Here is a 25,038-nt window from a genome sequence, read left to right as displayed (position 1 = left end):
AGAAGCGAGACGCGGCTTATGAGTCCGCTGCTCTGCCAACTGAGCTACACCGCCACAACATCACTGAGAAGGATCCAAATGATAGCCGAAGACGGAGGCTCGTGTCCACCGAGTGCGGGTGCAAGGGCGACGCCATGCCTGGATGAGATTCCTCAAAACCTGGTATGGTCCCTCAAGGATTCCGGAGGAGCGAGATGTCGATCGGGGACAATCGTGCGGTAGTCATCACGGGGGCGTCCACGGGCATTGGAGCGGCCTGTGCGCTGCATCTCGATCGGTTGGGCTTCACGGTTTTTGCCGGAGTGCGGAAGCTGGATGACGGCGTGGTGCTGCAACGGATCAGCTCGGATCGGCTGAGACCTATCATGCTCGATGTCACGGACAGCGCGACGATTCAACGGTCTCACGCGATCGTTTCAGAACGAATCGGAACGAATGGGCTGTATGGATTAGTGAATAATGCCGGTATTGCGGTGCCGGCGCCGCTCGAAGCGATTCCCATCACCGATTTTCGAAGACAACTCGAAGTGAATGTCATCGGCCAAGTGGCCGTCACCCAAGCGTTTCTGCCACTGATCCGGCAGGCGCGTGGTCGTATCGTGAATATGGGTTCCATCGCAGGACTTTCGACGATGCCGCTGATGGGCCCCTATTCGGCATCCAAATTCGCACTGGAAGCCATTACGGACGCGTTGCGTCTCGAAGTCCAACAATGGGGCATTCAGGTCTCCATTATCGAGCCCGGTGCCATTGCGACGCCGATCTGGACCAAGTCCGCTGACGAGGCTGTCGGACGAGAGGCAGCCATAGAGACGGACCTACGCACGCTCTATCAGCCTATCGTGGACGCCGTGAGGAAGGTGGTCGGAGAAGCCTCGAAGCGGGCGATCTCGGCTGATGCGGTGGCCAAAGTGGTCGCAGATGCGCTGACGTCACCCTACCCCAAAACACGCTATCTGGTCGGCAAGGATGCCAAGCTGCGTGCATTGATGGTAAAGATTCTTCCGGATCGTCTTTCAGACAGGATCCTGACGAAGATTCTCGACCTCCCTCACTGAGAAACCGCCGTCGGTTTGATCACTCCGATGCCGAGGTCCCTCTTGGAAATATCGAACGAGAAGCGGAGTTGGACTGCCAAGTATTTCTGGACCAGTCCCGGTCGATCCAACGGCTGGTCTTGTTCGTGATAGACGGCCAGTTCCATATTTCGCCACCGTGCGGCCAGCCCGATGATCCAATCCAATTCCGTCGGTGCAACTTGATTGCCGGCGTCGCGATCCGTAAACAGATTGATATCGCCGTACAGCACCAATTTATTCTTGTAGAGATCCAAATCGACGTGAGCGACGTACCGAAAGAGGGCTCGGCCGGTATTGTCTGGCCGTGCAAAGTAATTGTGGTTATGGAACAGCCAGCCGGCTCCGGCGTAAGCCGTCAAGTTTTGGTTGAGGAAACGGCGCTGCCATCCAGGAAAATCCTGGACTGCCTGAAATTTTGCCGTCGCCAAAACATCCGCATACTCTTGCGTAATACCTCGACGGTCGAGCGGCGCGTCACGTTCGTATTGAAGGCGCCAGTTGAAGTGACCGAGCACACCGGTTAGAGCGTACGTCCCGTCCCACTCACTCAATTCGATCCAGCCGTTGGTGCGGTCGGAGAAAAAGTTCTGGTCCGTGTAAAACGTCAGGTATTGCCTATAGAGATCCGTTTCCAAATGAAGCATGTGGCGCAGACCTACGAGGCCGGTATTATCCGGCCTCGCTGCAAAGGTGGGGTTGGATGCAAAGACACCGGTGAGGAAATAACCGGCGAAAAGGCTTTCCTCTGCCCTTCGCTCATTTTCGGTTGCCTTCAGCTGTGGGAGAGGTCGGCCATACTTCTCCAGAGCGAATGCTTCACATGGCCAAATAATGAAACTGGAAAAAGAAAGGCTCAGAATAAATAATGCCCGACTGTGGGTAAGGTTCATCGCATCGGACCATCGCCAATGGGTAGGAGCAAATCGGCTAAACACCCACGTTCATGTCCGCTCGTTACGGTAGACAGGCTTCGAAGATCTCTTCGCAATCGTTTGAGGCGTCGAATGTCGGTGGGACAAAGCGGTAATGAACATCGACGACTCGATCATCGATCAGGCCGACGGTGGCCCAGCAGCCGTGGCGAATGGTCGCAAAACTGCCTTTGCTTACCGGGCGAGACTCTTCAAGGATCGGTGCTTCACGGTAGTATCGGAGCCATGTTTTCTTGCCCTCCAAACTTTCTTTTTCGGGTGGCCCGGCACAGGCAAGGATCTGCGATTTCGATTTGCCCAGCATGTGTTGCTGATTGGGGTATTGCCCAACGTGTGCCGGGGCCATGCAGCTTGCCAGCGATAGGAGTCCGGCGAGTCCCAACGTGAGCGCGTGAGAATTCCGGAGCATCATGGAACCATTGTTATTCGTGAACGTGTAAACGCAATCGCTTCCGCGAACTGCGAGTAAAGAAGATGGTGAGGCAGGAGAGTGATCAGCCGACAAGATCCGGGTTCAGGCGAGTCAGTGGTGTGACGGAGAGGGCCTTGATCTCATTGTAGACGATCGTACGGCCGACTTGTCTGAGACGACTGAAGACACCCTCGACGATTACTTGATCGCCCTCGTGAACGGCCAGCTGTCCAAGGCTCACAACTTTGAGTGTGCCGGCATGGTCCTGCAGCAAGAAGCCATAGGCAGGCTGTCCCTGACGATTGGTGGCCAATTGGACGTTCATGACCTTTCCCGTGACGACGACATCTTGATGGTCGTACAGTTCAGGATGGGCCAGAAGCTCTGCGATCTCGATCAGGGCGCCCGCCGCAGCCGGCGCGGCGGAGCCAACAAGCGGCTGAGATGGGAGTTGACTGGCGGGGAAGAGAAACAGGAAGAACACCGTCGCGCCGAAGAAAAATGTTCGTGGAGTGGCAGGCCGCATGGTCATCGTCACCGCGCAATTATACCGAACTACCGGAGATTGGCAACCACGAAAGATTACCATTTATCGGAGGCCCGGCCACCACTGATATCTTCTCCAATGAAGTTATGGAGAATGTGCTGTTGTAGCTCCGTCAGTTCGGGGGAGCCGGCCTCGTTCTGGGCCGCGAGCGGCTCCGGCTCTTTTGAAACGGGAGCCGTCCGTTTGAGGAGATCGTCATCCAACGCCTCGTCGCCGGCGTCCACATCATTTTGTATGGAGACCAGCCGTTGGAGGCCGAACAATGTCCGTGTCACCTCACTGTGCATGGCGTTGGAACTGGCTCCATAGACGAGCGCGTTCCAAAATTTCGTTTCCGTCGCCTCCGGTATTCGAATCAGGGCGTAGGCCGCCAGTTTTTCGAGCAACGCCGACTCCGTCCGTTCGAGACCATCGTAGGTGGCGATCGACCGTTCGATGGGGGTCCGAGCGAGTACCTCCATGGTTTCGTTCCAAAGGTCAAGTGAGAGAGGATCGCCTGGTTTTGCCGAAGCCCCGGAGCATGTGGTTTGGAGAGCGGTGAGATACTGTGCCAAGAATTTTACCTTGCGGGCCGCCAAAGTACCGGCCGGAATCCCCCAGATATGGCCGATCTCATGATCGGCCAAGGTCGTACGATTCGACGTGTGTTGCTCGCGCTGCGCCAAATCCAGGCGCTTCTTGAACCGTTCGGCAAAGCGAAGTTGCGTCTGCATCTCCACGGCCAATCGATGCTTTTGGTATTCTTCCGGGGAGATCTCATTTTTGTCCCAGCTCTCCTCCAGGAGGCGCAACGTCGTCGATGGAACGGCGGAACGGGCGTGTTCTGTGAGCCGTTTGATGGTGTCTGAGGACACTCCACGAGCAGTCAGCAGCACGGCGGCTCGAGCGGCCAGTGCGTGCGCCGTATCGGCCAGCTTTTTCAGTGCGACACACTGGAGCCATGTTCGTTCCCGGCGAAGTCGCGCGCGCCGCCGGTATTCATTCCGGCGATCGATCATCGCGGTGATCGATTCCTGGGTCATTGTCGTGACAGGTTTCTTGCCGGACACGCATCGAGGGTCCGGTCTGTCCGCCACCATATAGAGAATTTCCTCATGCGTGACGTCCACGTACTGAATCAGCAGGAGTCGAAGGATGATGCGGCCTTGGATCGGCAGGCCGGCGATCACCTTCTCGATCATCTCAGGCGTCAGCGACGATGTGGCCGGTGTGTGTGCCATGGGGCCTGGTCAGATATCGATCATCCGGGTTCTTTTGAAGGACGGAGTCATTGGTCAGTATCGTGCCGTGTTTTCCGCGATGCGTCTATGCGTTGCCGGCATGTGGTTGATGTTGTTCGAGCTGACGCGCGACATACTCACGGATATCCTGTACGCTGCCGCTGACGAACATTTCTCGTGGGATCTCAACCCGCACAAGTCGGGAAGGATCGATCCCTCGATCTTGGGCATAGAGCTCATCGATATACAGACTCACCGATCCATCGGGAAACCGCAGGGCATAAAGCGCGGTGGTATCAGCCATGGATACTCCAAAATGACATTGTAGAGGTAACACAGGCCTCGTCAGACTGTCAAAGCGGGGGAAACGCGCGGTGCTTGGATCGGCAGCCTCCCCCGCTTCCATGGGCTTATTGGAGGACCCGTCTTCGCGTAAGGACGTACATTGTGGAAAGAACGATGGCTACCAGCAGGGTGTTTCTGATACGGCCGGGACCAAAACATGTCAAATTCACGATGCCGTTCGTAAAGCCGTACGCGGCGTACACCAGGTAGAGGAACAATGCCCATCGACGGAGTCGTACAAAACCGTACCCCACCGTCAAATGGAGGGCCGGTGAAATAGCTTTCGCCATGAATCCCAGGATGCCGCCAGGCTTCGTGCAGAAAAAAGGAAGGGCATAGTCCAGGTTTTTGAGGATGATCCATGCGTCGTTCAGCGCACTGATGAAGAGCAGCACACCGAGGAACCGGATATCGTGGCCACGCTGCCGGACCAGTTCCCAGGTTCGCTGCCGACGAGAAATACCAGGACTCTCTCCCAGGTACGCGTCGTAACACTGCAAAGCCCAGCAGGGGAGAGTCGATACCATGAAAGACAATACTTCAACGGCTCGATCCGTGATGCGTCCGAGCCACATGTTGAGGGCGAACAGAGATATGGTGATAAGGCAAGCGGCAAGGGCGTGAACAATCCGCCCCTGTGAGAGCTGGCCGAGTCCCGGAAGGACTATCGAAAGCAATGCGGCGCGGGTATCACCCGATGAGGTCATTGCCGATAAAAACAAAGGGTCTTCGGTCGTGACGACCGAAGACCCTCATTCGAACGCTGATCCGGATATCTAGCCGCCGAGGGTATCGAGGGTTTCTTTCAAGCTGCGGCGGATGCAGGTGAAGATCGGCGTGTCCCGCAGGGTGTACCGCGATCCCTCCGTCTCCCGCAGCGCCATGACCAAGTCCAGAAAGTCCTCCGGCTTGTCACTTTCAAACGCGACGACCCATTCCTGATCGTCCAAACCGAACGAATAGGTCGTGTTCAACTTCACGGATGGAAACCGGTGCCCGACTTCGATGTGTTCGTCCATCATGCCCTGACGCGCCGCTTTCGTCAGCAAGAACCACTCGCGCGTCTTGAGAAACGGATACACAAAGATGTACTTGCTCTTGCCTGGCACCACCGTCAAACGCTTGCCTTCCTGTCCCGCGTGCGAGTGGTGATCGACATAGACGGATCGTTTGGTCAGCGCCAAGTACGAATAGGGGGTGGAGAGATACTGTCCAAGGCCTGAGGCGAGGATCTTGGTGCCCATGTCCTGAAACAGGTCCAGATCATAGCTGATACGCCACAGCATGAAGTCGCAATCCCCCCGGATACCGATGGTGGAATAGGGGACGACCAGCACTTGACCGTTGAAATCCTCCACCGCCCGAAGGAACTCTTGTTTGCCCTGAGTGCGCACGTCCTCCGGTAGACGCCGCCAGGCCGGATCCACCTTATAAAACACAAAGTTAACGTACTGGCGTCGAGGCGTCGGTGTGGCAGCAGGAGTTTCCGGGGTCGACATTCAAATCTCCTTTAGTAGATTAAAACGAAGCACTTCCTCTTTTTTTCTTCGTTTAGCATTTCCCCTTGAGCCTTGTCAACGGGAGACCAAGGTAGAAGGGCCATCATTGACAGACTCCAGGGGTTCTGTTACTCGCAATCCTGTGAGTTTACCTGCATGGTCTGTGTGGATCGTGGTGATCGGAACCTGGGGGTTCGTGTGTCCGTCGGCCGCGATCGAGGTGCAGCCCACCCCGGCAGAAGTCCGGCTGGCACTCGATCGAGGGAAAGAAGCGGCGACACAGCACCAAGTTCCCGAGACGTTTTATACTCGATTCGGAGATGGCGATGAGTTGCATCCTAGTGGGTTTCTTATCACGAAACTGGGAGGATTATCGGTCATGGCCACCCACATGGCCTTACGAGGGCTTGAACCCAGCGCGGCCGATATTGCACAGGTGATTGAGGCGCCCACGATGCTTGTGAGCACGGTGATCTTTGGGGACAGCCCTTCATTCGCTGTAAACAGTTATATCGTGCTCGACCAGGGGGGAAAGGTCATCAAGCCTGCCACGGTGCGGGTTGATGGCCAAGCTAGTCGGAGTTCGACATGGCCGAGGTCGCCAAAATTTATGGGCAAGGTCGTCGCCACCTTCAGGTATAGCGACTTCGATCCGAACGCGCAAACGACCATCACCGTGTTTCCCGCGAGTGGCGGAGAAGTACGCTTTTCGCTTAACTTCGCAGAAATAGAGTAGCTCATGGCAAGAACAGCAGGAGCACACGTGTGCACGGCGGAAACCATCGCGATTGGTTCCGAACTGCTCGTGGGAGGGCGGTCCGATAGCAATTCGCTGTTTATCGCGGATGCCTTGGCCGCGATCGGCGCCGAAGTCAGATTCAAGACCATCGTTGGCGACGACCAGTCGGATATTGCGGAGGCGCTGAAAACGGCTTGCCGCCGGGTGGGGATCATCATCATGACCGGGGGCTTAGGTCCTACGGTTGACGACTGCACCAGAGAAGCCGTCTCGTCGGTCACTGGCTTCCGACTGGCTCGCCGCAAGGAAGCCTTCGAGAGTATGAGGGCCAGATTGGCTCAATGGGGACGAACCCCGAATCAGGGACAATTGCGGCAAGCCTTGATTCCGTCAGGGGCAATGGTCCTGCACAATCCGGTCGGGTCGGCGCCGGGATTCACGCTGACCTGGCGGAACGCGATCGTGGTTGCCCTGCCTGGCGTGCCGAGCGAGATGCAAGCCATGATGATGAAATCGGTGATTCCGTTCTTGGCTGATCAACTCGGCCGATTGAAGCAGGGACGGCCCCATCCCATTACCCGCTTGGTCTTCCAGACGTGGGGGCTCCCGGAGTCCGACGTGGATGCCAAGCTAAAAGGATTGATCCCGAAACGGACGCCGGTCGCCTTGGGGCTTCTGGCCTCACCGACTGGCGTGCTGGTGTCGCTTACGACGAAGGCTCATCGATCGATCAAGGAAGCCGTCCTTCTGTCATTGGCGGAAGGGGTTCGCACGAGATTGCGCGAATGGATCTATGCCGAAGGACAGGACACGTTGGAACAGGTGGTCGGTCGATTGCTGCAACAGCAGCACCAGACTGTCGCGGTGGCGGAATCGTGCACGGGCGGACTCATCGGCTATCGGCTTACACAAGTCCCTGGATCTTCATCCTATGTTGAGCGAGGAGTGCTCTGCTACAGCAATCAATCCAAAACGGATATGCTCGGTGTGCCGGCATCTTTGATCGAGCAACATGGAGCGGTCAGTCGAGAAGTGGCCGAAGCCATGGCCAAAGGGATGCGGGACCGTGCGGGCGTGTCGGTGGCATTGAGTGTGACGGGCATCGCTGGACCGGGCGGGGCGACCGAGACTAAACCCGTCGGATTGGTATACATCGGGCTTGATGGAGGTAGTGGTGCCGTTATGACAAAGGAGTTTCGATTTCACGGCGATCGATCCGTCATTCGTCAGCGTGCGGCGCAAGCAGCTCTCGATCTGCTTCGTCGATGGCTCATTGCAAGAGGGGAGGCATGATACGGACATTCCTTGCCGTAGAACTGGGCGACGACTTCCGCAACCAGATCAGGCTGGTTCAACAAGACTTGAGACAACGACTCGACGGCGGATCCTCAAAGGACATCCGGATCACGTGGGTAGAACCGTCGTCCATTCACTTGACGATGAAGTTTCTCGGTGACACTGATGAGGAACTCATTGGGCCCATTCGTGAGGCACTTGAACGAGCAATGATCGGCTTTGAACGGGTCATGATGCCGGTCGAGCGGCTCGGTGTCTTCCCTCGCCTTCAGCAACCACGTGTGCTGTGGGTCGGTCCATCGGAGCAGTGGGAACATGGTGATGATGCAAAGCGATTGGTGGCACTGCATCGTGCCGTGGAGGATTGTTGCCAACCATTCGGCTTCGCACCAGAAGACAGGCCATGGAGTCCACACCTGACGCTTGCACGGGTCAAGGCAGGAGAGCGCCATGTCGGCCAAGCCTTGGCCAAGAGCGATGTCATGGACCGGCCCATTTCATTAGGCTTGCTGGCGGTGGAGTCGATCGTGCTGATGAAGAGCGAATTGCTCCCAGGAGGAGCCGTCTATACGAAACTATAGGAGGTTAGATGATTTATCCAATGTCTCGCCGTCTCCATCAAGTTCGTATCAATCCGACCCTTCGTTCCATCGCCCTACAGTGAAAAGTGACGATCTAACAGCGAAGTAAGAAACATGTGAATGTAGGGCGATGTGGTGGAACGAGGTTTCTTTCGAGCCTCAAGGAAAGCCTCCTTGCTTATGGCCGTACAGCACCCGTTCCGGAACCGGCTGCGGAAACTTGCCGACACTTCAGAGCGATTCCCGTGAGTGAGCGAGGTTCCTTGCCGGCTTCGAAGTGGAGCTCCACTGCCGTAGCGATGTGGTTGTCGCCCGGACAGAGCGCCCAACGTCTCCAGTTGTTGTTGCAGTTCGGTCGCTCATCCCGAGGTTCTTCAGGCGCAACTCGCCGGATTCCGGCGACACTTTGGCCTTCATTGTTCGGCTCCAAATTACTGAGCCGCCCCTCCTCGTTAATGGCCCCGCCACGGATCTGAATGCCCTTGACTCTGGTATTGTCGTTGTTCATGCAGACTCGTACACCGGTGACGAATGAACGTTTCCCATAGGATGAGTCCGTGTAGGCCGCGACGATCTCTTTGCTGCGTTCCTTTCCGTCGCAAAGTTCTTTCTTCAAGTCCAGTTTGAGGTTGGGATCGTTGACGTTCTCCGTTTTGACTGTGACGTAGCAGGGATGATCCTTCCGTTCTTCCGACGCGATGCCGAAGATCGCATACTCATCCGGAGCTGCACTGTCGGGAATGCCTAACTCAAAGGCCGTTCCTTTGAAGCCGGACATATGCTCGGACGGGACTGCCGTGCCGGTGAGCCTTACGTCGTTGACATAGCGTTCGGCATGCGATTGCGGCGCGCCGAGCACAAGCATCAAAAACGCCAAACTGCCATAGACGGCATGATGGGGGTTGAGATTGTCACGATGTGCCATGATGATGATCCCTTTCTGTCGTTTACCACCCTCACGTCGTTTTGGCGGTAGTGGTTTGAGTGGATGTCGGTCCAAAATTCAGGCTTTGAGCGTTCTCTACCTTGAGCAAGGCTTCTTGGTAACGATCAGGCGGGAAATGATCGCGGAAGTTAAGCGCAACTTGCGCCATGGGATAGCTGTTGCTCACGATCCCATCCTTATCGATGTAGAACAGCGTGTCGGCAGTCCGATACTGCTGGCCGGCCTGGGGTATGATAGGTGTTCCTAGTCCGATATGGATCCCGGCCAAGTCCAAGCCAATGGGGTGTTCGAAGGTTATCGGGAAATTAGGACCCAGCGGCGGCAGGTGGACGACTGGATCGCCGCCGAATGCGATGAGCGTCGATTTATTGACCCGTTCGGCGAGAAGATTGTTCAGATTGGCATCTCCCACTCGCGGCGCCGCAAAGGTAAAGAGTTCTACCGGGATCGTTCCGTTGCCGTTGGCCCTGTCGATAGCGGCCATGCCTTCGGCGATATCCAAGGCGGCCAGTACTGCCAGTGCGCCTCCCAGCGAGTAGCCTGTGACAAAAATGCGTCTTGCTGGTGTCATCTGCGTCGCCTGGCGAGTGACTTCCGCCATCAAGACGTTACGAATGATCTGATACGCTTGCCAAAACCCCGCATGCACCCACCGTTGATCCGGCCAGGATTTGGGTGCCGGCGGGTAGGCAATACGCTCCGATCGAAAGTTGGTGAGTGCCCAATCCCTGAAACCACCTGATGGAGTGAAAGGAGATTCGGACCCACGAAAGGCCACGATCACATCATTGCCATTGCTGCGGGCCACGAAACACTCGGTGTCGCTCTTCCAATTTTTGCCGCTGATTGCCCGTGCTTCACCTATTGTTTCCCCACGAAGGGAGAAGCCATCAATTGTGCCCCCGACCTCCACGTTCCATGTCAGGTTGAGCAATTCCTGAGCGAGCTTGATGTCAAGCCTACGCGGTCCCGGCGCACTGGCGGTGGCAAGAGCGTGCTTTTCCTGAAGTCGAATGTCCTCAATCATGTCCTTTTTCGTATCTTGAATGCGGTCAAGGCTGTCTCGCTTGTCATCCTTGGCGTCACGGATCGCTTCCTGTTTATCGTCCCGTACGTCTGCTTTTGCTTCGCGTTTCTCTTCGCCGTTTAGATTGGACTGACGGATCTCTTTCATGTCATCGCGCTTGTCCTGTCGCGCTTCCTTTTTGTCATCCCGTGCGTCTTGTCGCGCTTCTTTCTTTTCTTCGCGCGCGTCTTGCCGAGCCTCTTTGCGGTCTTCGCGTGCCTCTTTCTTGATCTCCTTCGCCTCCGCTTCCCGTCGTTTTTCCGGGTCAGTTTTTTTGTCGAAGACTTCGCCTAAGAGTCCCATGTGATCCTCCTTATTAAGTTAAGTAGGGTGGCCTCTGGATCCTTCGCTCTTCTCTGATAGCGGTATGATTCTTAACGCTCTCATCCGGAAATGCATTCGTAACCGATGCATGTCAATGGAGCACGATCGATGCCATGTGTTATTGGGGATTGGGATTTCCCCGTCTCGTGCTTTGGTGATGCAACTGTGTGCGGCTGAAGATCGAGAGGCGCTCTCTATATGCACCAGTGTTATCTCTTCAGATACATCCCAGTATCTGACTGGATACGCATGAAACCGGCGTCATGTCTGTTTCGGATCGAGCGTTTATGATTCCGGTGTGCCCTCTATTCTTAATGGGTCAATCACGGTGGCTTCTCCTTCATGAAGTTCCGAATTGGAAAGGAAAGATAGTCACCTTTACAAAATTCGATAAGCGGTTCGCGCGGCATTCATGTCGAGGCATGCTGGCGGTGGAATCGAACGTGCTGATGAACAGCGAACGGTGTCCGACAGAAGCTTTGTCGAGAAGACATCGTGCTTAAGAGCGTCGGTGGTTTGCCGTTAAGATGTAGACGGATGTCACGGCTCGAGGAGAGGGATCAGCGCTGTGTGGCCTTGTTGTTGAGCCAAATCCACCGGGCGCTCGCCGGATGACAATCGAGCATTCTTGTCCGCTCCATGTTGAAGCAGGAGTGTGATGATCTCCTGATCGCCTCGGTAGGCTCCGATGTGCAACAACGTGACTCCGCCGATCTTCGCCGGTGAGTTCACATCCGCTCCTTTTTCCAAAAGCAGAGCCGCCACATCCCGTCGTCCCTCTTGGACGGCGATGAAGAGCGGAGTCACACCGTCCTGCCTAGCGGGATTCACCGATGCTCCTCGTTGCAGCAGAAGAATCGCTACGTCGCGATGTCCATGTTTTGCCGCCATGAAGAGCGGCGTTACGCCGCGTTCATCGGCCGCCTGAGCATGGACTCCCTGTTCGAGGAATGTTTCGACCCGGAGGCGATTCCCCTCTGCGGCGGCCATTCTTAACTTCTCCTCCGGCGTAGTGGCACAGCCAGCTAAGAGGCCAACTGCGAGCGTACAGAGGGCTAGCTTCCAGCGCGGCTCGACCGCCGTCATTCCACAGGCTCCTTTCCCGTTGTGTCAACTCGCAAAAAAGAACGGAAACCCGACTCTTACGGTTTCAGAAGAGGAAGCAGTGCAGTGTGGCCTTGTTGCCGAGCGAGGTCGATCGGGCGCTCGCCGGATTGCGTTTTCGCGCGTTTGTTCCCTCCGTGCTTGAGTAGGAGCGTCACGATCTCCCGATTGCCATGATAGGCAGCCAGATGCAAGGGGGTCTTTCCGTCAGTAGTCTGCGCGTTGATCGATGCTCCTTTTTTCAAAAGGAGTGTCGCCATCTCCCGATAGCCTGCTGCCGTTGCGATGTGGAGGGGGGTAGCCCCATCAGGCGTTGATTGGTTCACCAAGGCGCCTTTTTCCAAGAGGAGCGCCGTGACGTCCCGGTGATTATTCTGCACGGCGAGAAAGAGCGGCGTCGCATGGTTCCGTGCTCGTTGATTGATGGCAGCCTTCTGGTTCAGCAGGAAGGTAACGATTTCCCGGTGACCATTCTGCGCCGCCACGTGGAGCGGAGTCACACCATTATGGACGGCTTGATTTACGAGCGCTCCCTGTTCGAACAAGAGTCTCACGATGGCGAGATGTCCGTTCTGTGCCGCAACAAGAAGTGGCGTCGCGCCGTCCGTCATGGCCTGGTTCACCGCCGCGCCCTTATCCACGAGGAGCGACACGGTTTCGACATGACCATTTTGGGCCGCGACGAATAGTGGCGTCGAACCGTCTGCCAAGGCGAGATTCCCATCGGCTCCCTGTTGAAGCAGCCGCTGGATCACATCGTGATGTCCTTTCTGCGCGGCGATGAACAGGGGCGTGACCCCGTCTTCTGCCGCCCGATTCGGGTCGGCTTTGTGTTGGAGCAAGAGCGCCACGATCTCCCGATGGCCGTTCTGTGCGGCGATGAACAGCGGCGTCACCCCGATGTTGGTGGCGTGATCCACCGTTGCGCCATTATTCACCAAGAGCGCGGCCACCGCCGGATGACCGTTCTGTGCCGCAATATAGAGCGGAGTGGCCCCGACGCTGGTTGTATGATTCACCGGAGCCGCTTTGCGCAGTAAAAACGCGACCACGTCGCGATGCCCATTCCAGGCCGCGGCATGGAGTGACGTCGTGCCCTGCTCATTGGCCGCTTGCACGTTCGCTCCCTCCTCGACCAAGGCCTTGACCTGGTTGAGATTCCCATCTCTGGCGGCGATCAAGAGTTTCTCATCCACTGGTCGCATGGCCAGAAGCAGCGGCAGCAGGGCGCAGACCAGACTGAGCGTTACCCAGCGTGAGATCATGGCAGTTTCCAAACCTAAAAAGAGTGGTAAGCAATACGGGTAGTCGGCATCTGGATAATGCTCATTTCAGAACCAAAGTCCATATCTGGAGATAAATAAGAGTTAGGCGCGGTGGGCTTCGAGACGGTCCATCCTGGCCTTGAGCATGGAGATGTCCGTTTCGAGTGTGCGGATTCGTAGATCGAGTTGTGAGAATGAGAGTCGTATGAGGGCGCGCATTTCTTTGAATTCATCTCGGAATTCGTCTCGCATCTCCTGCAACTCATGTCGAATGCCCGAATGGCCCTCAGCGATTTGGCGGATGTCACTTCGGAGGGCCTCTGCGACGACGCCAAAGTGTCGCTTGATTTCTTCAACTTGAGCATCAGTCATGGGCTGCTTGTATAGCCTGATCCATTTGGAAAAGCAATGCCAGAGGGAGTCAAGGCACGAATCGCTATTCTCGGGTCTTTCGGCTGATCCTCTCCGTCAGCACTTCGTACACAGATTGACGGTGACCCACGGCCATCAGGCGAATGATGTGTTTCTTCCAGTTAACGGCATAGACGATCCTAAAGCGGCGGACGCGATATTTTCGCAGCCCATCGAGTTCCCGCTTGAGCGGCTTAAATGAACCGGTCAGTGATTGCCGTGCGATGTGTGTAAGGAGGTGAGCATTGCGCGTGCGGGCTCAGGTAGGCTTCAAATGCCGGAAGACCGATGGAAAACGGCTTCCCGTCGCTTCTTCTCTTTTTTGCTGGCCAAGTAGAGATGCCGGATGTACCAGGTGTAGAGCAGCGACAGAAGCACGAAGTTGGGAATGAGAATGCCAGGTGTCATCCATTGCCATCCGTCGAATTTCCAGTTGGAGATGGGCCATAGCACCGGGGTGGGAAAAAAGGCATACGAATGCAAAGGCACGTCGGTCAAGACATGCAGACCCCATGCTCCGAGTTCCCAGACGGGTCGTCTCAGGAAGAGCCACACTAGGACGAAGGCGATAAGAAATACGACGAAACTATGGGTGTAATTGTAGAGTTGATGGACGTATTGAGGAATCGTCGATTCCGGAGGAGTACCGTGACTGAAGTCGGGCTTCGGCGATACGCCGAGTGCGGCTGCGATGTACAAAACTCCGAATGAAAAAAGATCGGGCGCCATGCCGACGGCGAATGCTAATCCGAAACTTGATCGGTTCCTCCGACCAAAGGTAATCGACCCCCAGAGGCCGTGAGATATGAAGTCCATCAGATCCTTTCTCCAGAGCGTAACGGCCGTATTTTACTTGGGCGGGTCTCTTCCGGTCCATTGCGGCTTTTCTCATGGGGCATTGAACGAGATGCGGCCTCAGAATTGCCATGCGTGCCATCTCTATAGAGGGGAGCAATACGATGTGCTTCTATTAATGAGTATCATCAGCGTAGTTTCAGTCCCCCATTATCCCTGATGGACTGGTTCGCGGAACAGATTGACGGCTTTCAGGAGCGTGCGCATGGAGGCGGGGAGTTGTGCCGCAGTGGCCAGGACGACACCCAGTAATTCTTTCGCCGCGCGGCGATTGGCCGATTGGCGTTCCCGACGTCGATCAAAGGCCTGTGCCCCGCGGAGAATATATTCTTCGGTGAGATAGCCAGTACGTAACGTCAAGAATGCGCTTCCCATCCCCTGCAACAACGCATGGACGATCAGATGCATGCCGGGAATGGCGGACATGACGCCGCCGCCGACCGACGCGCTCAGGGGTGGAAACACATCTTCCAGTTGCATGTCCTCGACTCGTTCGGCGATCAAGGCGGCGGTGAGGATTTGTCCATACATCGTCAGCAAAGCGGGAAACGACGGTCGAAAACCAAAGTGAGTGACCAGGGCGCGCACGAGCTTGAGATTGGCATAGGCCAGCATCAGCGCATCGAGGCTGCCGTTTTGGATGACGGCCGTGCTGAGGAAGGCCAGCCGCGCATGGTCTTTCACGATCTGGCCTGCGCCCGTGCGTTTCTCCGCGAGCGCGGCTTTCACCTCCTGTTCCAACCCAACACCGGACCACACCGACTCCTCCAATCTCTTCGCGGCCTCCACCGACAGCCCGCCGCTCTGGAGGAAACGTCTGGCCACGGCCTTGTATTCCTTCTGGGTCACGCCGCTGTCAGAGACGAGCAGGCGCTGAAGCGGATGCGTGCTCATGCTGATCACGGCGAGCACCGGTCTGATGAGCAGGCCATAGATGGCGCAGAGGACAAGTGCGTAAAACGCAAATTCCAGAGCATGATGGAGGCGGCTGAGGCGCTCACCGATATCCAGGACGTTGGCCAGGGCGATGAGGCTGAGGAAAAGAAGAGCGCCGAATCCGAGCAATATCCAGAACGGCGGTTTCCATCGAGGATTGTCGGGGAGAGCCTGGTCTACTGGAGGGGACATGTGGCGGCTTTCCCGGTTTGTCTGGAGCGTTCGATTAGCGCGGGATCACGCAGTGACCGACTACTGTCTTCTTAGTGTCATCCTACCGAATGGAGGTATTCCATGCAAGGTCCGCACTGGTGCGGCAGATGTTGGAATGATGACAGAATTCGAATGTTTCGACGAGACGTCACAATGGTTATGCCGGACGGCTGCCGGTGCTGAAGTGACCATCCGATGATCGTTCTTTGCACCTACAGTACAGATCCGCTACTTCGGCCGGACGGTGTCATGGAGGGCGGAGCCGGAGCCGCCGTTCCGTCAGATTCAGACTAGGTTTCCCGTGGCCGCTTCGGTATAATCCCTCGGATACATTCTTCTCATCTTGTTAGGAGATCCGTATGTCAGAGAAAGAGGATAAGAAGCGCGCGCTCGATTTAGCCCTGTCCCAGATAGAGAAGCAGTATGGGAAGGGAGCGATCATGAAATTGGGGGCCGAGGAGAAGATCGACGTCCCGGCGATCTCCACCGGTTCGTTGGGCCTCGACATTGCGCTCGGAGTCGGTGGGCTTCCGCGCGGACGGGTGATCGAGATCTTTGGGCCGGAGGCGTCCGGAAAAACGACGATGACGCTGCACTGCATCGCCGAAATTCAAAAGGCGGGCGGGGTCGCCGCGTTTATCGATGCCGAACATGCGCTGGATCTGACCTATGCCAAGAAACTCGGCGTGCAGGCCGATGATCTGTTGGTGTCACAACCGGATACAGGAGAACAGGCTCTGGAGATCGCCGAAACCTTGGTGCGGAGCGGGGCCATCGACTTGATCGTCATCGATTCGGTCGCAGCCTTGACGCCGCGCGCGGAAATCGAAGGCGAAATGGGGGATTCCCATATGGGCCTTCAGGCGCGGCTCATGTCGCAGGCGCTCAGAAAACTCACGGGGGCAATTTCAAAATCACTGACGACGGTGATCTTCATCAATCAGATTCGCATGAAGCTCGGCGTGATGTTCGGGAATCCCGAAACCACCACCGGCGGGAACGCCCTCAAGTTCTATTCGTCCGTCCGGTTGGACATCCGTCGCATCGAATCGATCAAGGAAGGTCAGGACGTCATGGGCAGTCGCGTCCGTGTGAAGGTCGTGAAAAACAAGATGGCTCCGCCGTTTCGACAGGCGGAGTTCGACATCATGTTTGCCGAGGGAATCTCCAAGACCGGCGAATTGGTCGATATGGGCGTTGACAAGAAGATCATCGAAAAATCAGGGGCCTGGTATTCCTATAAAGGGGAACGGATCGGCCAAGGGCGTGACGCGGCCCGGGACTTCCTGAAGAACAATGTCGCGACGGCTCGCGAGATCGAAATGAAACTTCGCGAGGCGGCCGGCGTTCCGGCTCGGAGTGAGAAAAAAGCTGAAGCCAAAGAAAAAGAAGACAAGCCCGCCGGGCGCGGCGAAGACAAGCGGGCGCATCGGTAGCGGGAGCGGCAGAGAGCTTCGCTCGCAAACGGTATCCGAACGTCAGGCGGATCCGGTTCACCTCGCGATCCGCTTCTTGGCGACCAGAGATCGGACGATCGCCCAAGTCGAACAGTTCCTCAGATCAAAGGGAGTTTCGTCTCTTCGGATCACGCAAGCGATTCATCGATTGTCCGACCTCCGGTACCTCGACGATCATGCCTATGCCCGGCGATGGGTTGCCAAACGGCTGACGGCTCGGCCGATGGGAGCAGCACGGCTGAAGGCTGAGTTGCAGGCCAAAGGAATTTCCGAATCCTTGGCCGCTCGGATGTCAGCCGAGGCCGTCCGCGAGATCGATGAAGAGACGTTGGCTCATCGGGCGATTCAGGCGGTTCAACGCCATGGCCGCCGATTGACCTCGTCCCAAATGGTGCGACTCCTCCATCAGCGGGGTTTCAGTGAGGAGGCCATCGATCGTATGATAGAACAGTTCAGGAGCAGCAGCGAGGAATCTGTCTATGAAGAATAGCGCGGCGGACCTGCGACGGGCCTTTATCCGATATTTTGAACAGCACGGCCATCAGGCGGTGCCGAGCTCCGCGTTGATTCCTCAAGCGGACCCGACCCTGCTCTTTACCAATGCCGGAATGAACCAATTCAAGCGGGTCTTTCTGGGCGAAGAATCCCGGCCTTACAAGCGGGCCGCGTCCGTGCAAAAGTGTCTGCGCGCCGGCGGAAAACACAACGATCTTGAAAACGTAGGGTATACCAGGCGGCATCACACGTTCTTCGAGATGCTCGGCAACTTTTCGTTCGGCGATTATTTCAAGGAGGACGCCATCCGGTTCGGATGGGAGTTTTTGACACAGACGGTCGGACTGCAAAAAGACCGGTTGTGGGTGACGATCTTCCGGGAAGACGACGAAGCAGAGCAGTTGTGGAAAAAAATCGGAGTCTTGCCGTCGCGCATCGTCCGGTGCGACGAAAAGGACAACTTCTGGCAAATGGCGGACACCGGTCCCTGCGGTCCTTGCTCCGAAATTCACTTCGATCAGGGGCCTTCCGTGCCCGGCGACGATCAGCCGAACGGCGAGGGCGACCGCGTGATCGAGATCTGGAACCTCGTGTTCATGCAGTACAACCGTGACGCTTCCGGAACGCTCCACCCGCTGCCGAAACCGAGCATCGACACGGGGATGGGACTCGAGCGGCTGGCCGCGGTGGCCCAGGGCGTCTACAGCAACTACGACAGCGATCTCTTCACGCCGTTGCTTGCGGCGATCGCCCGTCGGGCCGGCATGGAGTACGGCGAAAAGGACTCCTCCGACCGTTCGATGCGCGTGATTGCGGACCATCTGCGCGCCATCACATTTTTGATGGCGGATGGCGTGCTGCCGTCGAATGAAGGACGCGGGTATGTGTTAAGGCGGATTCTTCGCCGCGCGGCCCGCCACGGCCGGCTGCTGGGGATCGTCGAACCTTTTTTGCATGAACTCAGCGCCACGGTGGTGGATCAGATGACCGCCGCTTATTCGGAAGTGGGCGCGGCCTCCGGCACGATCGCCGAAGCCACGAAAGGCGAAGAGGAACGGTTTATCGCGACGCTCGACCAGGGCTTGCCGATCTTGAACGAGATGATCGAACGGGCGAAAACGGCGGGGCAAATGGTCTTGGCGGGCGCGGACGTCTTCAAACTCTACGACACCTACGGCTTCCCGATGGACTTGATCTGCGAAGCCTGCCGGGAACAGGGTATGACGGTCGACGAACGGGGTTTCGACGCGGCGATCGAGGAGCAGCGGACTCGCGCGCGCAAGACCGGCGGATTCGAGCAGGAAACGGCCAGGCCGGCCGTCGCGGAGCTCGCGAAACGGATCGGGGCCACGACGTTCGTCGGCTACGACCATTTGGAAAGCAACGGCGTGTTGCGCGCGATTCTGCGAGGCGAACAACTGGTGAAGGAAGCGGTGGAAGGGGAGACGGTCGAGTTGGCGATGGATGTCACGCCCTTCTATGCCGAAGGTGGCGGCCAGGTCGGAGATCAGGGGACCTTGACCGGCCCTGAAGGGGTGGTGGAGATCAAGGAAACGACGAGAGCCGCGCCGACGGTCGTTTTGCACAAGGGAATCGTCCGCAAGGGACGTATCCGGGAAGGCGAATCGCTCCATATGGCGGTGAATGCCTCCACGCGCCGGGACGCCGCGCGCAACCATACGGCAACGCATCTTGTCCATGCGGCTCTGCGCGATCTGCTGGGGCCGCATGTGAAGCAGTATGGCTCGTTGGTTGCGCCCAACCGCCTGCGGTTCGACTTTGCCCATTTCCGACCGCTGTCGTCCCGTGACATCGACGACATCGAATCGACGGTCAATGAAGAGATCCGCAAGAACGAAGCCGTCCGCACCGAAGTGATGAGCATTCAAGACGCCGTGGCGAACGGCGCCCTGGCGTTTTTCGGCGACAAGTACGGCGAACAGGTGCGTGTCGTGAGCGTCGAATCGTTCAGCAAAGAACTGTGCGGCGGTACCCATTGCCGACAGACCGGCGACATCGGACTGTTCCGCATTGTCTCGGAAGGGGGCGTGGCAGCGGGCGTGCGCCGGATCGAAGCTCAAACCGGCAGCGGTGCGTACGGACTCATGAAAAAACTGGAAGCCGATGTCCGTGAGCTGTCGGAGCTGTTGAAGGCCGGACAGTCGGAACTGGTCGCCAAGACACGCAAGCTGATGACGCAGCTCAAGGACAAAGAGCGGGAGCTGGAAGAGCTGAAATTGAAAATGGCAGGCGGCGCCTCGGTGGCCTCCACCGAGCGGACGGTTTCCGGTGTGACGGTGCGATCACAGCGGGTCGACGGCCTGGACGTCAACGGCATGCGGGCGCTGGCGGACCAGCTTCGGGATAAGATGAAGAGCGGCGTGATCGCGCTCGGGGCGGCGACCGGCGACGGGAAAGTCTCATTGTTGGTCGTGGTGACGAAAGACTTGATCGGTAAGCTGAAAGCCGGTGAGCTCATCAAGTCGATGGCCGCCGAGGTGGGCGGAACCGGAGGCGGCCGACCGGAAATGGCCCAAGCCGGGGGGAAGGATCCGTCCCAACTCGACGCCGCGTTGGAAAAAGTGTTTGGCCTGGTTGAAACGACCCTCGGGCGGTAGAATCATGCCTGGCCGCATTCTCGCGCTCGATTACGGCACCAAGCGAATCGGCGTCGCGCTGAGCGACGAATTAGGCTGGACGGCGCAGCCGCTCGAAACGTTTGAGCGGAGAACGCTGGATTGGGATGTCGCCCACATTGCCGCGTTGGTCGGATCGCATCAGGTGGAGCGGGTGGTGCTGGGATTGCCGCTCCAGCTGGACGGACGGGAAGGACCAGCCGTCCGCGCCATGCGCGAGTTCACCCTGAAACTGGAAGCGGGTTTGTCCGTGCCGGTCGTCCAATGGGACGAACGGATGACGACCAAAGCGGCGGAAGACCTGTTGATCGCCGCCGATGTCAGTCGGAAGAAACGCAAAGGCATCGTCGATCGTATTGCCGCGGCGATTCTCCTGCGAAGTTACCTTGAGGCGCACGACCAGGCCTCCGCGCCATCCGCCGCAGACCGATCGGCCGGGGAGACGCGAGAAGAGTGGGAGACATGGTCTTCCGCCGACCTATCTTATGACGCTGCGTCTGATCCTCATCGTCGTGATCGCCCTCGTCGTGCTCGCCGGCGGGGTCGGTTATCAGATGATTCGGTGGGCTGAAGCGCCCGTCCTGTCCGAAGCCGATCATCCTTCCCCGAAGATCGTCGTGATCCCGGAAGGCGCGACGTTTCAACAGGCGGCGACGTTGCTCGAACGGGAGCAGCTGATCCGGAGCCGGTCGGCCTTTGTGCTTCTCGGGAAGGCCCAGGAGGCCGACCGCAAGATCCATCCCGGAGAGTATGAGTTCAACGCCGCCATGGCGCCGGCGGAGATTCTTGCCAAGTTGTTGGCCGGACGCGTGGTGTTGCATGCCGTTACGATTCCCGAAGGGCATACGATCACGCAGATCGCCGATATACTGGATGAACACCGCATCACAAATCGCATCGACTTTCTTCGTCTGGCCATGGACAAGGCCTTCATCACCACGTTGGGGATTGATGCGGAGACGGCGGAAGGGTATCTCTACCCCGACACGTACCGTTTTGCCAGACCGACGGCGGCGAAGGAGGTCATCAAGACCATGGTGGAACAACTCGGCCATGTCATGACGCAAGAATGGCAGGCCCGTGCCAAAGACATCAATTTGACGGTGCACGAAGTGTTGACATTGGCCTCGGTGATCGAGAAGGAAACCGGCTCGGGGGACGAACGGCCTCACATCTCATCCGTTTTCCACAATCGGCTCAAGAAAAAGATCCCGCTGCAAAGTGATCCGACCGTCATTTATGGCTTGCCGAATTTCGACGGCAATCTCCACAAGAAAGATCTCTCCCACCCCAGTCCCTACAATACGTACCGGTGGGCCGGTCTGCCGCCTGGGCCGATTGCAAACCCCGGAGCGGAGTCGATCCGTGCCGCCTTGTATCCCGTGCCTTCCGCGAATCTGTACTTCGTTTCGAAGAACGACGGCACCCATCAATTCTCCGCGACGCTCATCGAACATAACAAGGCCGTAGAGAAGTACCAGAAGCGCCCCTTCCGGCGCGGCAATCGTTCGCAGACACTGATACTTCCCGATGGGAGCCCAACGCATCAGCAAGAAGGAGTATCGTAACGCATGGTTGGATGGAACCTCCCTGCTCTGATCGACCATACGGTCTTGAGGCCGGATGCCACGAAGGCGGATGTGTTGCGGCTGTGCCAAGAAGCGAAGGACCACGGCTTCACGGTTATTTTTGTTCCACCCTGCTATGTCGATGAGGCTGCGGCGGCGGTGGCCGGCACCGGCATTCACGTCGGCATTCCGATCGGGTTCCCGTTAGGAGGACACAGTATCAGGACCAAGGTGGCCGAAGCGGTGGAGGCGGTGCAGCGCGGCGCGACGGTGTTGGACATGGTCTTGAACATCAGCCGACTGAAGTCGCGCGATCATGACTATGTACGGACGGACATCGCTGAAGTCGTGAAGTCTACAGGAGGGGTGGAGCATAAAGTGATTCTGGAAACCTGTTATCTCACGCAGCAGGAGAAACAGACGGCTTGTCAGTTGGTCGTCGAAGCCGGGGCTGATTATGTGAAGACGTCCACCGGCTTCGGAGCCGCGGGGGCCACGGTCGACGATGTTCGATTGCTGAAAGAGACCGTAGCGGGACGGGCGAAGGTGAAGGCGTCCGGTGGGATCCGCGATTGGAACACGGCGCTGGCGATGCTGAAAGCCGGAGCGGACAGAATCGGTACCAGTGCCAGCCTCAAAATCATCGACGAATGGCGGGCGACAATCCGTACACAACTATAGCACCGTGAAAGATGAGCGGCGGATTCTCTGCCGACAGGTGGATGCTCCGGTTATTTTTGTGTCCCCGAAGATGTCCCAAGAACATGTGAGGGGACGATCAAACAATGTATGCCACAGTATCAATCCACGGATCATGCGGACGACTTCAGAATGTCTCAAGCCTAGGTCCTCCTGGATCCGGCTATCGGTTCCATACGTCCCTATGCCGGATCGACAGCGATTGAGTATAGTGAGCCGATGATCAAACGAATCATTCTTCTCGTCATCGATGGTTTTGGAGTCGGCGCATTGCCGGATGGAGGAGATGACGGCGATGCCGATGCAAACACCCTTGTGCATCTGGCCGACACGGTTGATGGATTGAATTTGCCGAATTTCGAGATGCTGGGGCTGGGGCACGTCGCCTCGATCAAAGGCGTACGAGCCATGGTTCAGCCGAACGGCTCCTTCGGACGACTAGGCTTCGCATCGGCTGGTAAAGATTCCATCGTCGGCTACTGGGAACTCGGAGGGGTGGTCCGGAAAGACGCTCCGACCGTTTGTGGTTCCGGGGTGCCGGCCAGGATCGTGAACATCGTCGAACAGCTCTTGGGCAGGAAGTCGATCGGTCGAGGCATCTCGACCATGGAGCCGATGCTCCGCCGGCATAGTATGGAACACATGGCCACCGGAGCGCCTATTCTATGGACGGACGGGGGCAATACATGTTTTCTGGCCATGCATGAGTCCCTCATGGGGCCTCCGGATTTCCTACAACGTTGTCGTGAGATCAGGAAAGCGGTGAAGGATGCGGGCGTTCTCATTCGTGTCGTCGGACAGCCGGTCACGGGCGGTCACGACTTGCTTCAGCCTCAGGGGGGCCGAAGGGACTTTGTGAGCGAGCCGCCGGGCGTGACGGTGTTCGATGTCCTCAGTCGATCCGGCCAAATTGCGATGGGGGTCGGCAAGGTCTACGACCTCTTCAGCGGGCGTGGGTTGACGAAATTCTTTCCGGTTGCATCGGGAATGGCGGCTTGTGAAGAAGTCATCGGTATGTTGAATAAGGTACCTCGTGGGCTCATCTGTGCCAGCCTGGACCTGTTGTCTGAAGATGCCGCCCGGTCGGCCACCGCCCTACAGGAATTTGATCGCCGTCTGTCGGATCTGTTCGAAAAACTACGTCTTGGGGATATGGTGATCGTGACAGGTGATCATGGAAGGGATTTCTCTCTATCCAACAGAACCTCCACGCGAGAATATGTCCCGATCTTCGCGACCGGCCCGAAACTGGCCCAGGGGGTCGATTTAGGGGCTCGGGCGACGGCCTCGGATGTGGGACAGACGATTGCCGAAGCACTCGGCGCCGAGCGGTTACCGCTCGGTGAGAGTTTCTTGGACGCGCTTAGACCGGGATAGAACCGGACGAACCATGTCGTACGAGCAGCGACTCAAACGATTGGCCCTTGAATTGCCGAATCCACCGAAGCCGGTGGCGAACTATGTGCCCGTTGTCAGGGCCGGCAACCTTTTGTTTTTATCGGGGGTGTTGCCGTCGCGCGATGGACAACTGGTGATGATCGGCAAACTCGGAGGGGATCTCACGATCGAACAGGGAGTCGAAGCCGCGCGAGTGGCTGTCATGAACGGGCTCAGCATCATACGGAGCGAAGCCGGATCGCTGGATCGAGTCAAACAGATCGTCAAGATGGTCGGCCATATCGCTTCCGCTCCCGGCTTCACCGATCAACCGCACGTGCTCAATGGCGCCTCCGATCTCCTCGTGTCGCTGTTCGGAGAGGCTGGCCGTCATGCCCGAGTCGCGGTCGGCGCCGCCGAGTTGCCGCGCCAGGCTCCCGTCGAAATTGAATTGATCGTGGAACTGTTCCCCTCCTAGTCACGCGTTCCCCCTAGGGAGGACCCTAGTTCCGATCTCCCGGAGAATTACCTACATTGCGGGACGCAGTAAGCCGCCCCATCTCTTCGCTACGTCTCATCGACTTGAAGGATAGTTTTCCGTGCGAGAGACCAAGGTCGCTATTTCCGAAACTCATGCCGGATGGATGTCGCCGGCTGTAGCCCTTTGCTTTGTCTCGTTAGGGGGAGCGGTCACATCGTCGATAAAGAAAGGTGGTCGATCATATCTTTTGCAAAGCCTTGCCGCGGTGCTGCTCTTCATCGGTGCACCGGCCTTACTGGGATATCTCTTCCATACGCAGGCGCTCTATGTCTTCCCCTCGTACACCTTGATGGCACTGCATACCGGTTTATCCTTCGTGCTGCTGAGTGTGGCTCTGTTCTGCCTTGAGCCCGGTCAGGCTCGATGAGAGCAGCGACGGCCGCCACGGCGGGGTGGCTCCATGCGGCAGCGCGTGGTGCCTCTGATGGTCGGGATGGTCGTCATCATCGAATGGATCCATCTAGGGAACGTCTGATTAATTCATGTTTACACGAA

The 25,038-nt window shown here is 57.3% G+C and carries 27 protein-coding genes and 3 pseudogenes; 17 read left to right on the top strand and 13 right to left on the bottom strand.

All coding sequences use genetic code 11. The features are described 5' to 3' along the window. The first annotated feature begins 194 nt into the window (after positions 1-194). Positions 195-1,058, top strand: a complete 864-nt coding sequence (locus A4E19_15500; GenBank protein ID OQW36083.1) for a short-chain dehydrogenase/reductase — start codon at positions 195-197, stop codon at positions 1,056-1,058. On the opposite strand, the gene A4E19_15495 is transcribed toward A4E19_15500, so the two are convergent. Beyond that, positions 1,052-1,723: a hypothetical protein gene (locus tag A4E19_15495; GenBank protein OQW36082.1), complete on the bottom strand. Its 672-nt coding sequence runs from the start codon at positions 1,721-1,723 to the stop codon at positions 1,052-1,054. The two genes, A4E19_15500 and A4E19_15495, sit on opposite strands and share 7 nt — an antisense overlap. Here A4E19_15495 and A4E19_15490 point away from each other — a divergent pair, their 5' ends adjacent. Next, positions 1,724-1,945: a hypothetical protein gene (locus A4E19_15490; GenBank protein ID OQW36081.1), complete on the top strand. Its 222-nt coding sequence runs from the start codon at positions 1,724-1,726 to the stop codon at positions 1,943-1,945. 88 nt (positions 1,946-2,033) lie between these two features. On the opposite strand, the gene A4E19_15485 is transcribed toward A4E19_15490, so the two are convergent. The 3 genes from A4E19_15485 to A4E19_15475 all read right to left on the bottom strand — a co-directional run bounded on the left by A4E19_15485 (position 2,034) and on the right by A4E19_15475 (position 4,190). Then, positions 2,034-2,423 (bottom strand): hypothetical protein, encoded by a 390-nt coding sequence (locus tag A4E19_15485; protein OQW36080.1) that lies wholly within the window; start codon positions 2,421-2,423, stop codon positions 2,034-2,036. Positions 2,424-2,505: 82 nt separating this feature from the next. After that, positions 2,506-2,949 carry a hypothetical protein gene (locus A4E19_15480; protein ID OQW36079.1) on the bottom strand — a complete coding sequence of 148 codons (444 nt, stop codon included), beginning with the start codon at positions 2,947-2,949 and terminating at the stop codon, positions 2,506-2,508. A gap of 56 nt (positions 2,950-3,005) precedes the next feature. Then, positions 3,006-4,190: a hypothetical protein gene (locus A4E19_15475; protein ID OQW36078.1), complete on the bottom strand. Its 1,185-nt coding sequence runs from the start codon at positions 4,188-4,190 to the stop codon at positions 3,006-3,008. On the opposite strand from A4E19_15475, the gene A4E19_15470 reads away from it, so the two are divergent. After that, positions 4,189-4,518 (top strand): hypothetical protein, encoded by a 330-nt coding sequence (locus A4E19_15470; GenBank protein OQW36077.1) that lies wholly within the window; start codon positions 4,189-4,191, stop codon positions 4,516-4,518. The genes A4E19_15475 and A4E19_15470 overlap by 2 nt on opposite strands. 82 nt (positions 4,519-4,600) lie before the next feature. Here the strand turns inward: A4E19_15470 and A4E19_15465 are convergent, their stop codons facing one another. Further along, positions 4,601-5,242 (bottom strand): hypothetical protein, encoded by a 642-nt coding sequence (locus A4E19_15465; GenBank protein OQW36076.1) that lies wholly within the window; start codon positions 5,240-5,242, stop codon positions 4,601-4,603. Between the two features lie 69 nt (positions 5,243-5,311). Further along, on the bottom strand, positions 5,312-6,034 hold the full coding sequence (locus tag A4E19_15460; GenBank protein OQW36075.1) for a chlorite dismutase: 723 nt from the start codon (positions 6,032-6,034) through the stop codon (positions 5,312-5,314). 163 nt (positions 6,035-6,197) lie between these two features. Here A4E19_15460 and A4E19_15455 point away from each other — a divergent pair, with 163 nt between their 5' ends. From A4E19_15455 to A4E19_15445, 3 genes are read left to right on the top strand one after another with little or no spacing between them, the layout of a single operon-like run. Continuing rightward, positions 6,198-6,770: a hypothetical protein gene (locus tag A4E19_15455; protein ID OQW36074.1), complete on the top strand. Its 573-nt coding sequence runs from the start codon at positions 6,198-6,200 to the stop codon at positions 6,768-6,770. Positions 6,771-6,797: 27 nt separating this feature from the next. Continuing rightward, positions 6,798-8,066 carry a hypothetical protein gene (locus A4E19_15450; protein OQW36073.1) on the top strand — a complete coding sequence of 423 codons (1,269 nt, stop codon included), beginning with the start codon at positions 6,798-6,800 and terminating at the stop codon, positions 8,064-8,066. Then, on the top strand, positions 8,063-8,650 hold the full coding sequence (locus tag A4E19_15445) for a hypothetical protein (GenBank protein OQW36072.1): 588 nt from the start codon (positions 8,063-8,065) through the stop codon (positions 8,648-8,650). The genes A4E19_15450 and A4E19_15445 overlap by 4 nt, the downstream gene beginning before the upstream one ends. Positions 8,651-8,828: 178 nt before the next feature. Here the strand turns inward: A4E19_15445 and A4E19_15440 are convergent, their stop codons facing one another. Both A4E19_15440 and A4E19_15435 read right to left on the bottom strand, forming a co-directional pair. Then, on the bottom strand, positions 8,829-9,575 hold the full coding sequence (locus A4E19_15440) for a hypothetical protein (GenBank protein ID OQW36071.1): 747 nt from the start codon (positions 9,573-9,575) through the stop codon (positions 8,829-8,831). Positions 9,576-9,606: 31 nt separating this feature from the next. Beyond that, positions 9,607-10,965 carry a hypothetical protein gene (locus A4E19_15435; protein OQW36070.1) on the bottom strand — a complete coding sequence of 453 codons (1,359 nt, stop codon included), beginning with the start codon at positions 10,963-10,965 and terminating at the stop codon, positions 9,607-9,609. 335 nt (positions 10,966-11,300) lie between these two features. Here A4E19_15435 and A4E19_15430 point away from each other — a divergent pair, with 335 nt between their 5' ends. Further along, entirely contained in the window at positions 11,301-11,489 is a 189-nt protein-coding gene (locus A4E19_15430; protein OQW36069.1) for a hypothetical protein, read from the top strand. A 37-nt stretch (positions 11,490-11,526) separates the two neighbouring features. Here A4E19_15430 and A4E19_15425 read toward each other — a convergent pair whose 3' ends face one another. From A4E19_15425 to A4E19_15415, 3 genes are all read right to left on the bottom strand, one after another. Then, positions 11,527-11,976, bottom strand: a complete 450-nt coding sequence (locus tag A4E19_15425) for a hypothetical protein (GenBank protein ID OQW36068.1) — start codon at positions 11,974-11,976, stop codon at positions 11,527-11,529. Between the two features lie 152 nt (positions 11,977-12,128). Continuing rightward, positions 12,129-13,355 (bottom strand): hypothetical protein, encoded by a 1,227-nt coding sequence (locus A4E19_15420; protein OQW36067.1) that lies wholly within the window; start codon positions 13,353-13,355, stop codon positions 12,129-12,131. Positions 13,356-13,457: 102 nt separating this feature from the next. Then, positions 13,458-13,727, bottom strand: a complete 270-nt coding sequence (locus A4E19_15415; protein OQW36066.1) for a hypothetical protein — start codon at positions 13,725-13,727, stop codon at positions 13,458-13,460. On the opposite strand from A4E19_15415, the gene A4E19_15410 reads away from it, so the two are divergent. After that, on the top strand, positions 13,726-13,968 hold the full coding sequence (locus A4E19_15410; GenBank protein OQW36065.1) for a hypothetical protein: 243 nt from the start codon (positions 13,726-13,728) through the stop codon (positions 13,966-13,968). The genes A4E19_15415 and A4E19_15410 overlap by 2 nt on opposite strands. A 143-nt stretch (positions 13,969-14,111) precedes the next feature. On the opposite strand, the pseudogene A4E19_15405 reads toward A4E19_15410, so the two are convergent. Continuing rightward, positions 14,112-14,582: pseudogene (locus tag A4E19_15405) on the bottom strand (hypothetical protein). 189 nt (positions 14,583-14,771) lie between these two features. Next, the gene (locus A4E19_15400; protein OQW36064.1) at positions 14,772-15,749 is read right to left on the bottom strand and encodes a hypothetical protein; all 978 of its coding nucleotides are present in this window, start codon (positions 15,747-15,749) and stop codon (positions 14,772-14,774) included. Between the two features lie 380 nt (positions 15,750-16,129). Between A4E19_15400 and A4E19_15395 the strand changes: the two genes are divergently transcribed. From A4E19_15395 to A4E19_15355, 9 genes and pseudogenes are all read left to right on the top strand, one after another. Continuing rightward, positions 16,130-17,206: a DNA recombination/repair protein RecA gene (locus A4E19_15395; protein ID OQW36063.1), complete on the top strand. Its 1,077-nt coding sequence runs from the start codon at positions 16,130-16,132 to the stop codon at positions 17,204-17,206. Between the two features lie 76 nt (positions 17,207-17,282). Further along, entirely contained in the window at positions 17,283-17,717 is a 435-nt protein-coding gene (locus A4E19_15390; protein OQW36062.1) for a hypothetical protein, read from the top strand. Then, entirely contained in the window at positions 17,707-20,340 is a 2,634-nt protein-coding gene (locus tag A4E19_15385) for an alanine--tRNA ligase (protein ID OQW36061.1), read from the top strand. Before A4E19_15390 ends, A4E19_15385 begins: the two co-directional genes overlap by 11 nt. A 4-nt stretch (positions 20,341-20,344) precedes the next feature. Then, positions 20,345-20,755 (top strand): annotated as a pseudogene (locus tag A4E19_15380) (crossover junction endodeoxyribonuclease RuvA). A gap of 88 nt (positions 20,756-20,843) precedes the next feature. Then, positions 20,844-21,857, top strand: a pseudogene (locus A4E19_15375) (aminodeoxychorismate lyase). Between the two features lie 72 nt (positions 21,858-21,929). Further along, on the top strand, positions 21,930-22,607 hold the full coding sequence (locus A4E19_15370) for a 2-deoxyribose-5-phosphate aldolase (protein OQW36060.1): 678 nt from the start codon (positions 21,930-21,932) through the stop codon (positions 22,605-22,607). Positions 22,608-22,844: 237 nt separating this feature from the next. Next, positions 22,845-24,002, top strand: a complete 1,158-nt coding sequence (locus A4E19_15365; protein OQW36059.1) for a hypothetical protein — start codon at positions 22,845-22,847, stop codon at positions 24,000-24,002. Between the two features lie 13 nt (positions 24,003-24,015). Beyond that, complete coding sequence (locus A4E19_15360) at positions 24,016-24,480, top strand: hypothetical protein (protein ID OQW36058.1); 465 nt, start codon at positions 24,016-24,018, stop codon at positions 24,478-24,480. A 121-nt stretch (positions 24,481-24,601) separates the two neighbouring features. Beyond that, the gene (locus A4E19_15355) at positions 24,602-24,910 is read left to right on the top strand and encodes a hypothetical protein (protein ID OQW36057.1); all 309 of its coding nucleotides are present in this window, start codon (positions 24,602-24,604) and stop codon (positions 24,908-24,910) included. Positions 24,911-25,038 lie beyond the last annotated feature (128 nt).

Origin of the sequence: Nitrospira sp. SG-bin1, from assembly GCA_002083365.1 — a bacterium.
In the GTDB taxonomy this organism is placed as follows: domain Bacteria; phylum Nitrospirota; class Nitrospiria; order Nitrospirales; family Nitrospiraceae; genus Nitrospira_D.
The sequence above is the reverse complement of the archived record's forward strand: the minus strand, read 5'-3'. Positions and strand labels throughout refer to the sequence as shown.

Excerpts from the sequence above, each read along its gene's own strand:
- A4E19_15425 (OQW36068.1), bottom strand. The coding sequence starts at position 11,976 with ATGGCCGCCGCAGAGGGGAATCGCCTCCGGGTCGAAACATTCCTCGAA.
- A4E19_15420 (OQW36067.1), bottom strand. The coding sequence starts at position 13,355 with ATGATCTCACGCTGGGTAACGCTCAGTCTGGTCTGCGCCCTGCTGCCG.
- A4E19_15360 (OQW36058.1), top strand. The coding sequence starts at position 24,016 with ATGTCGTACGAGCAGCGACTCAAACGATTGGCCCTTGAATTGCCGAAT.
- A4E19_15385 (OQW36061.1), top strand. The coding sequence starts at position 17,707 with ATGAAGAATAGCGCGGCGGACCTGCGACGGGCCTTTATCCGATATTTT.
- A4E19_15475 (OQW36078.1), bottom strand. The coding sequence starts at position 4,190 with ATGGCACACACACCGGCCACATCGTCGCTGACGCCTGAGATGATCGAG.
- A4E19_15460 (OQW36075.1), bottom strand. The coding sequence starts at position 6,034 with ATGTCGACCCCGGAAACTCCTGCTGCCACACCGACGCCTCGACGCCAG.
- A4E19_15430 (OQW36069.1), top strand. The coding sequence starts at position 11,301 with ATGGGTCAATCACGGTGGCTTCTCCTTCATGAAGTTCCGAATTGGAAA.
- A4E19_15370 (OQW36060.1), top strand. The coding sequence starts at position 21,930 with ATGGTTGGATGGAACCTCCCTGCTCTGATCGACCATACGGTCTTGAGG.
- A4E19_15365 (OQW36059.1), top strand. The coding sequence starts at position 22,845 with ATGATCAAACGAATCATTCTTCTCGTCATCGATGGTTTTGGAGTCGGC.
- A4E19_15440 (OQW36071.1), bottom strand. The coding sequence starts at position 9,575 with ATGGCACATCGTGACAATCTCAACCCCCATCATGCCGTCTATGGCAGT.
- A4E19_15465 (OQW36076.1), bottom strand. The coding sequence starts at position 5,242 with ATGACCTCATCGGGTGATACCCGCGCCGCATTGCTTTCGATAGTCCTT.
- A4E19_15410 (OQW36065.1), top strand. The coding sequence starts at position 13,726 with ATGGGCTGCTTGTATAGCCTGATCCATTTGGAAAAGCAATGCCAGAGG.
- A4E19_15435 (OQW36070.1), bottom strand. The coding sequence starts at position 10,965 with ATGGGACTCTTAGGCGAAGTCTTCGACAAAAAAACTGACCCGGAAAAA.
- A4E19_15470 (OQW36077.1), top strand. The coding sequence starts at position 4,189 with ATGGGGCCTGGTCAGATATCGATCATCCGGGTTCTTTTGAAGGACGGA.
- A4E19_15485 (OQW36080.1), bottom strand. The coding sequence starts at position 2,423 with ATGATGCTCCGGAATTCTCACGCGCTCACGTTGGGACTCGCCGGACTC.
- A4E19_15415 (OQW36066.1), bottom strand. The coding sequence starts at position 13,727 with ATGACTGATGCTCAAGTTGAAGAAATCAAGCGACACTTTGGCGTCGTC.
- A4E19_15500 (OQW36083.1), top strand. The coding sequence starts at position 195 with ATGTCGATCGGGGACAATCGTGCGGTAGTCATCACGGGGGCGTCCACG.
- A4E19_15495 (OQW36082.1), bottom strand. The coding sequence starts at position 1,723 with ATGCTTCATTTGGAAACGGATCTCTATAGGCAATACCTGACGTTTTAC.
- A4E19_15400 (OQW36064.1), bottom strand. The coding sequence starts at position 15,749 with ATGTCCCCTCCAGTAGACCAGGCTCTCCCCGACAATCCTCGATGGAAA.
- A4E19_15395 (OQW36063.1), top strand. The coding sequence starts at position 16,130 with ATGTCAGAGAAAGAGGATAAGAAGCGCGCGCTCGATTTAGCCCTGTCC.
- A4E19_15445 (OQW36072.1), top strand. The coding sequence starts at position 8,063 with ATGATACGGACATTCCTTGCCGTAGAACTGGGCGACGACTTCCGCAAC.
- A4E19_15480 (OQW36079.1), bottom strand. The coding sequence starts at position 2,949 with ATGCGGCCTGCCACTCCACGAACATTTTTCTTCGGCGCGACGGTGTTC.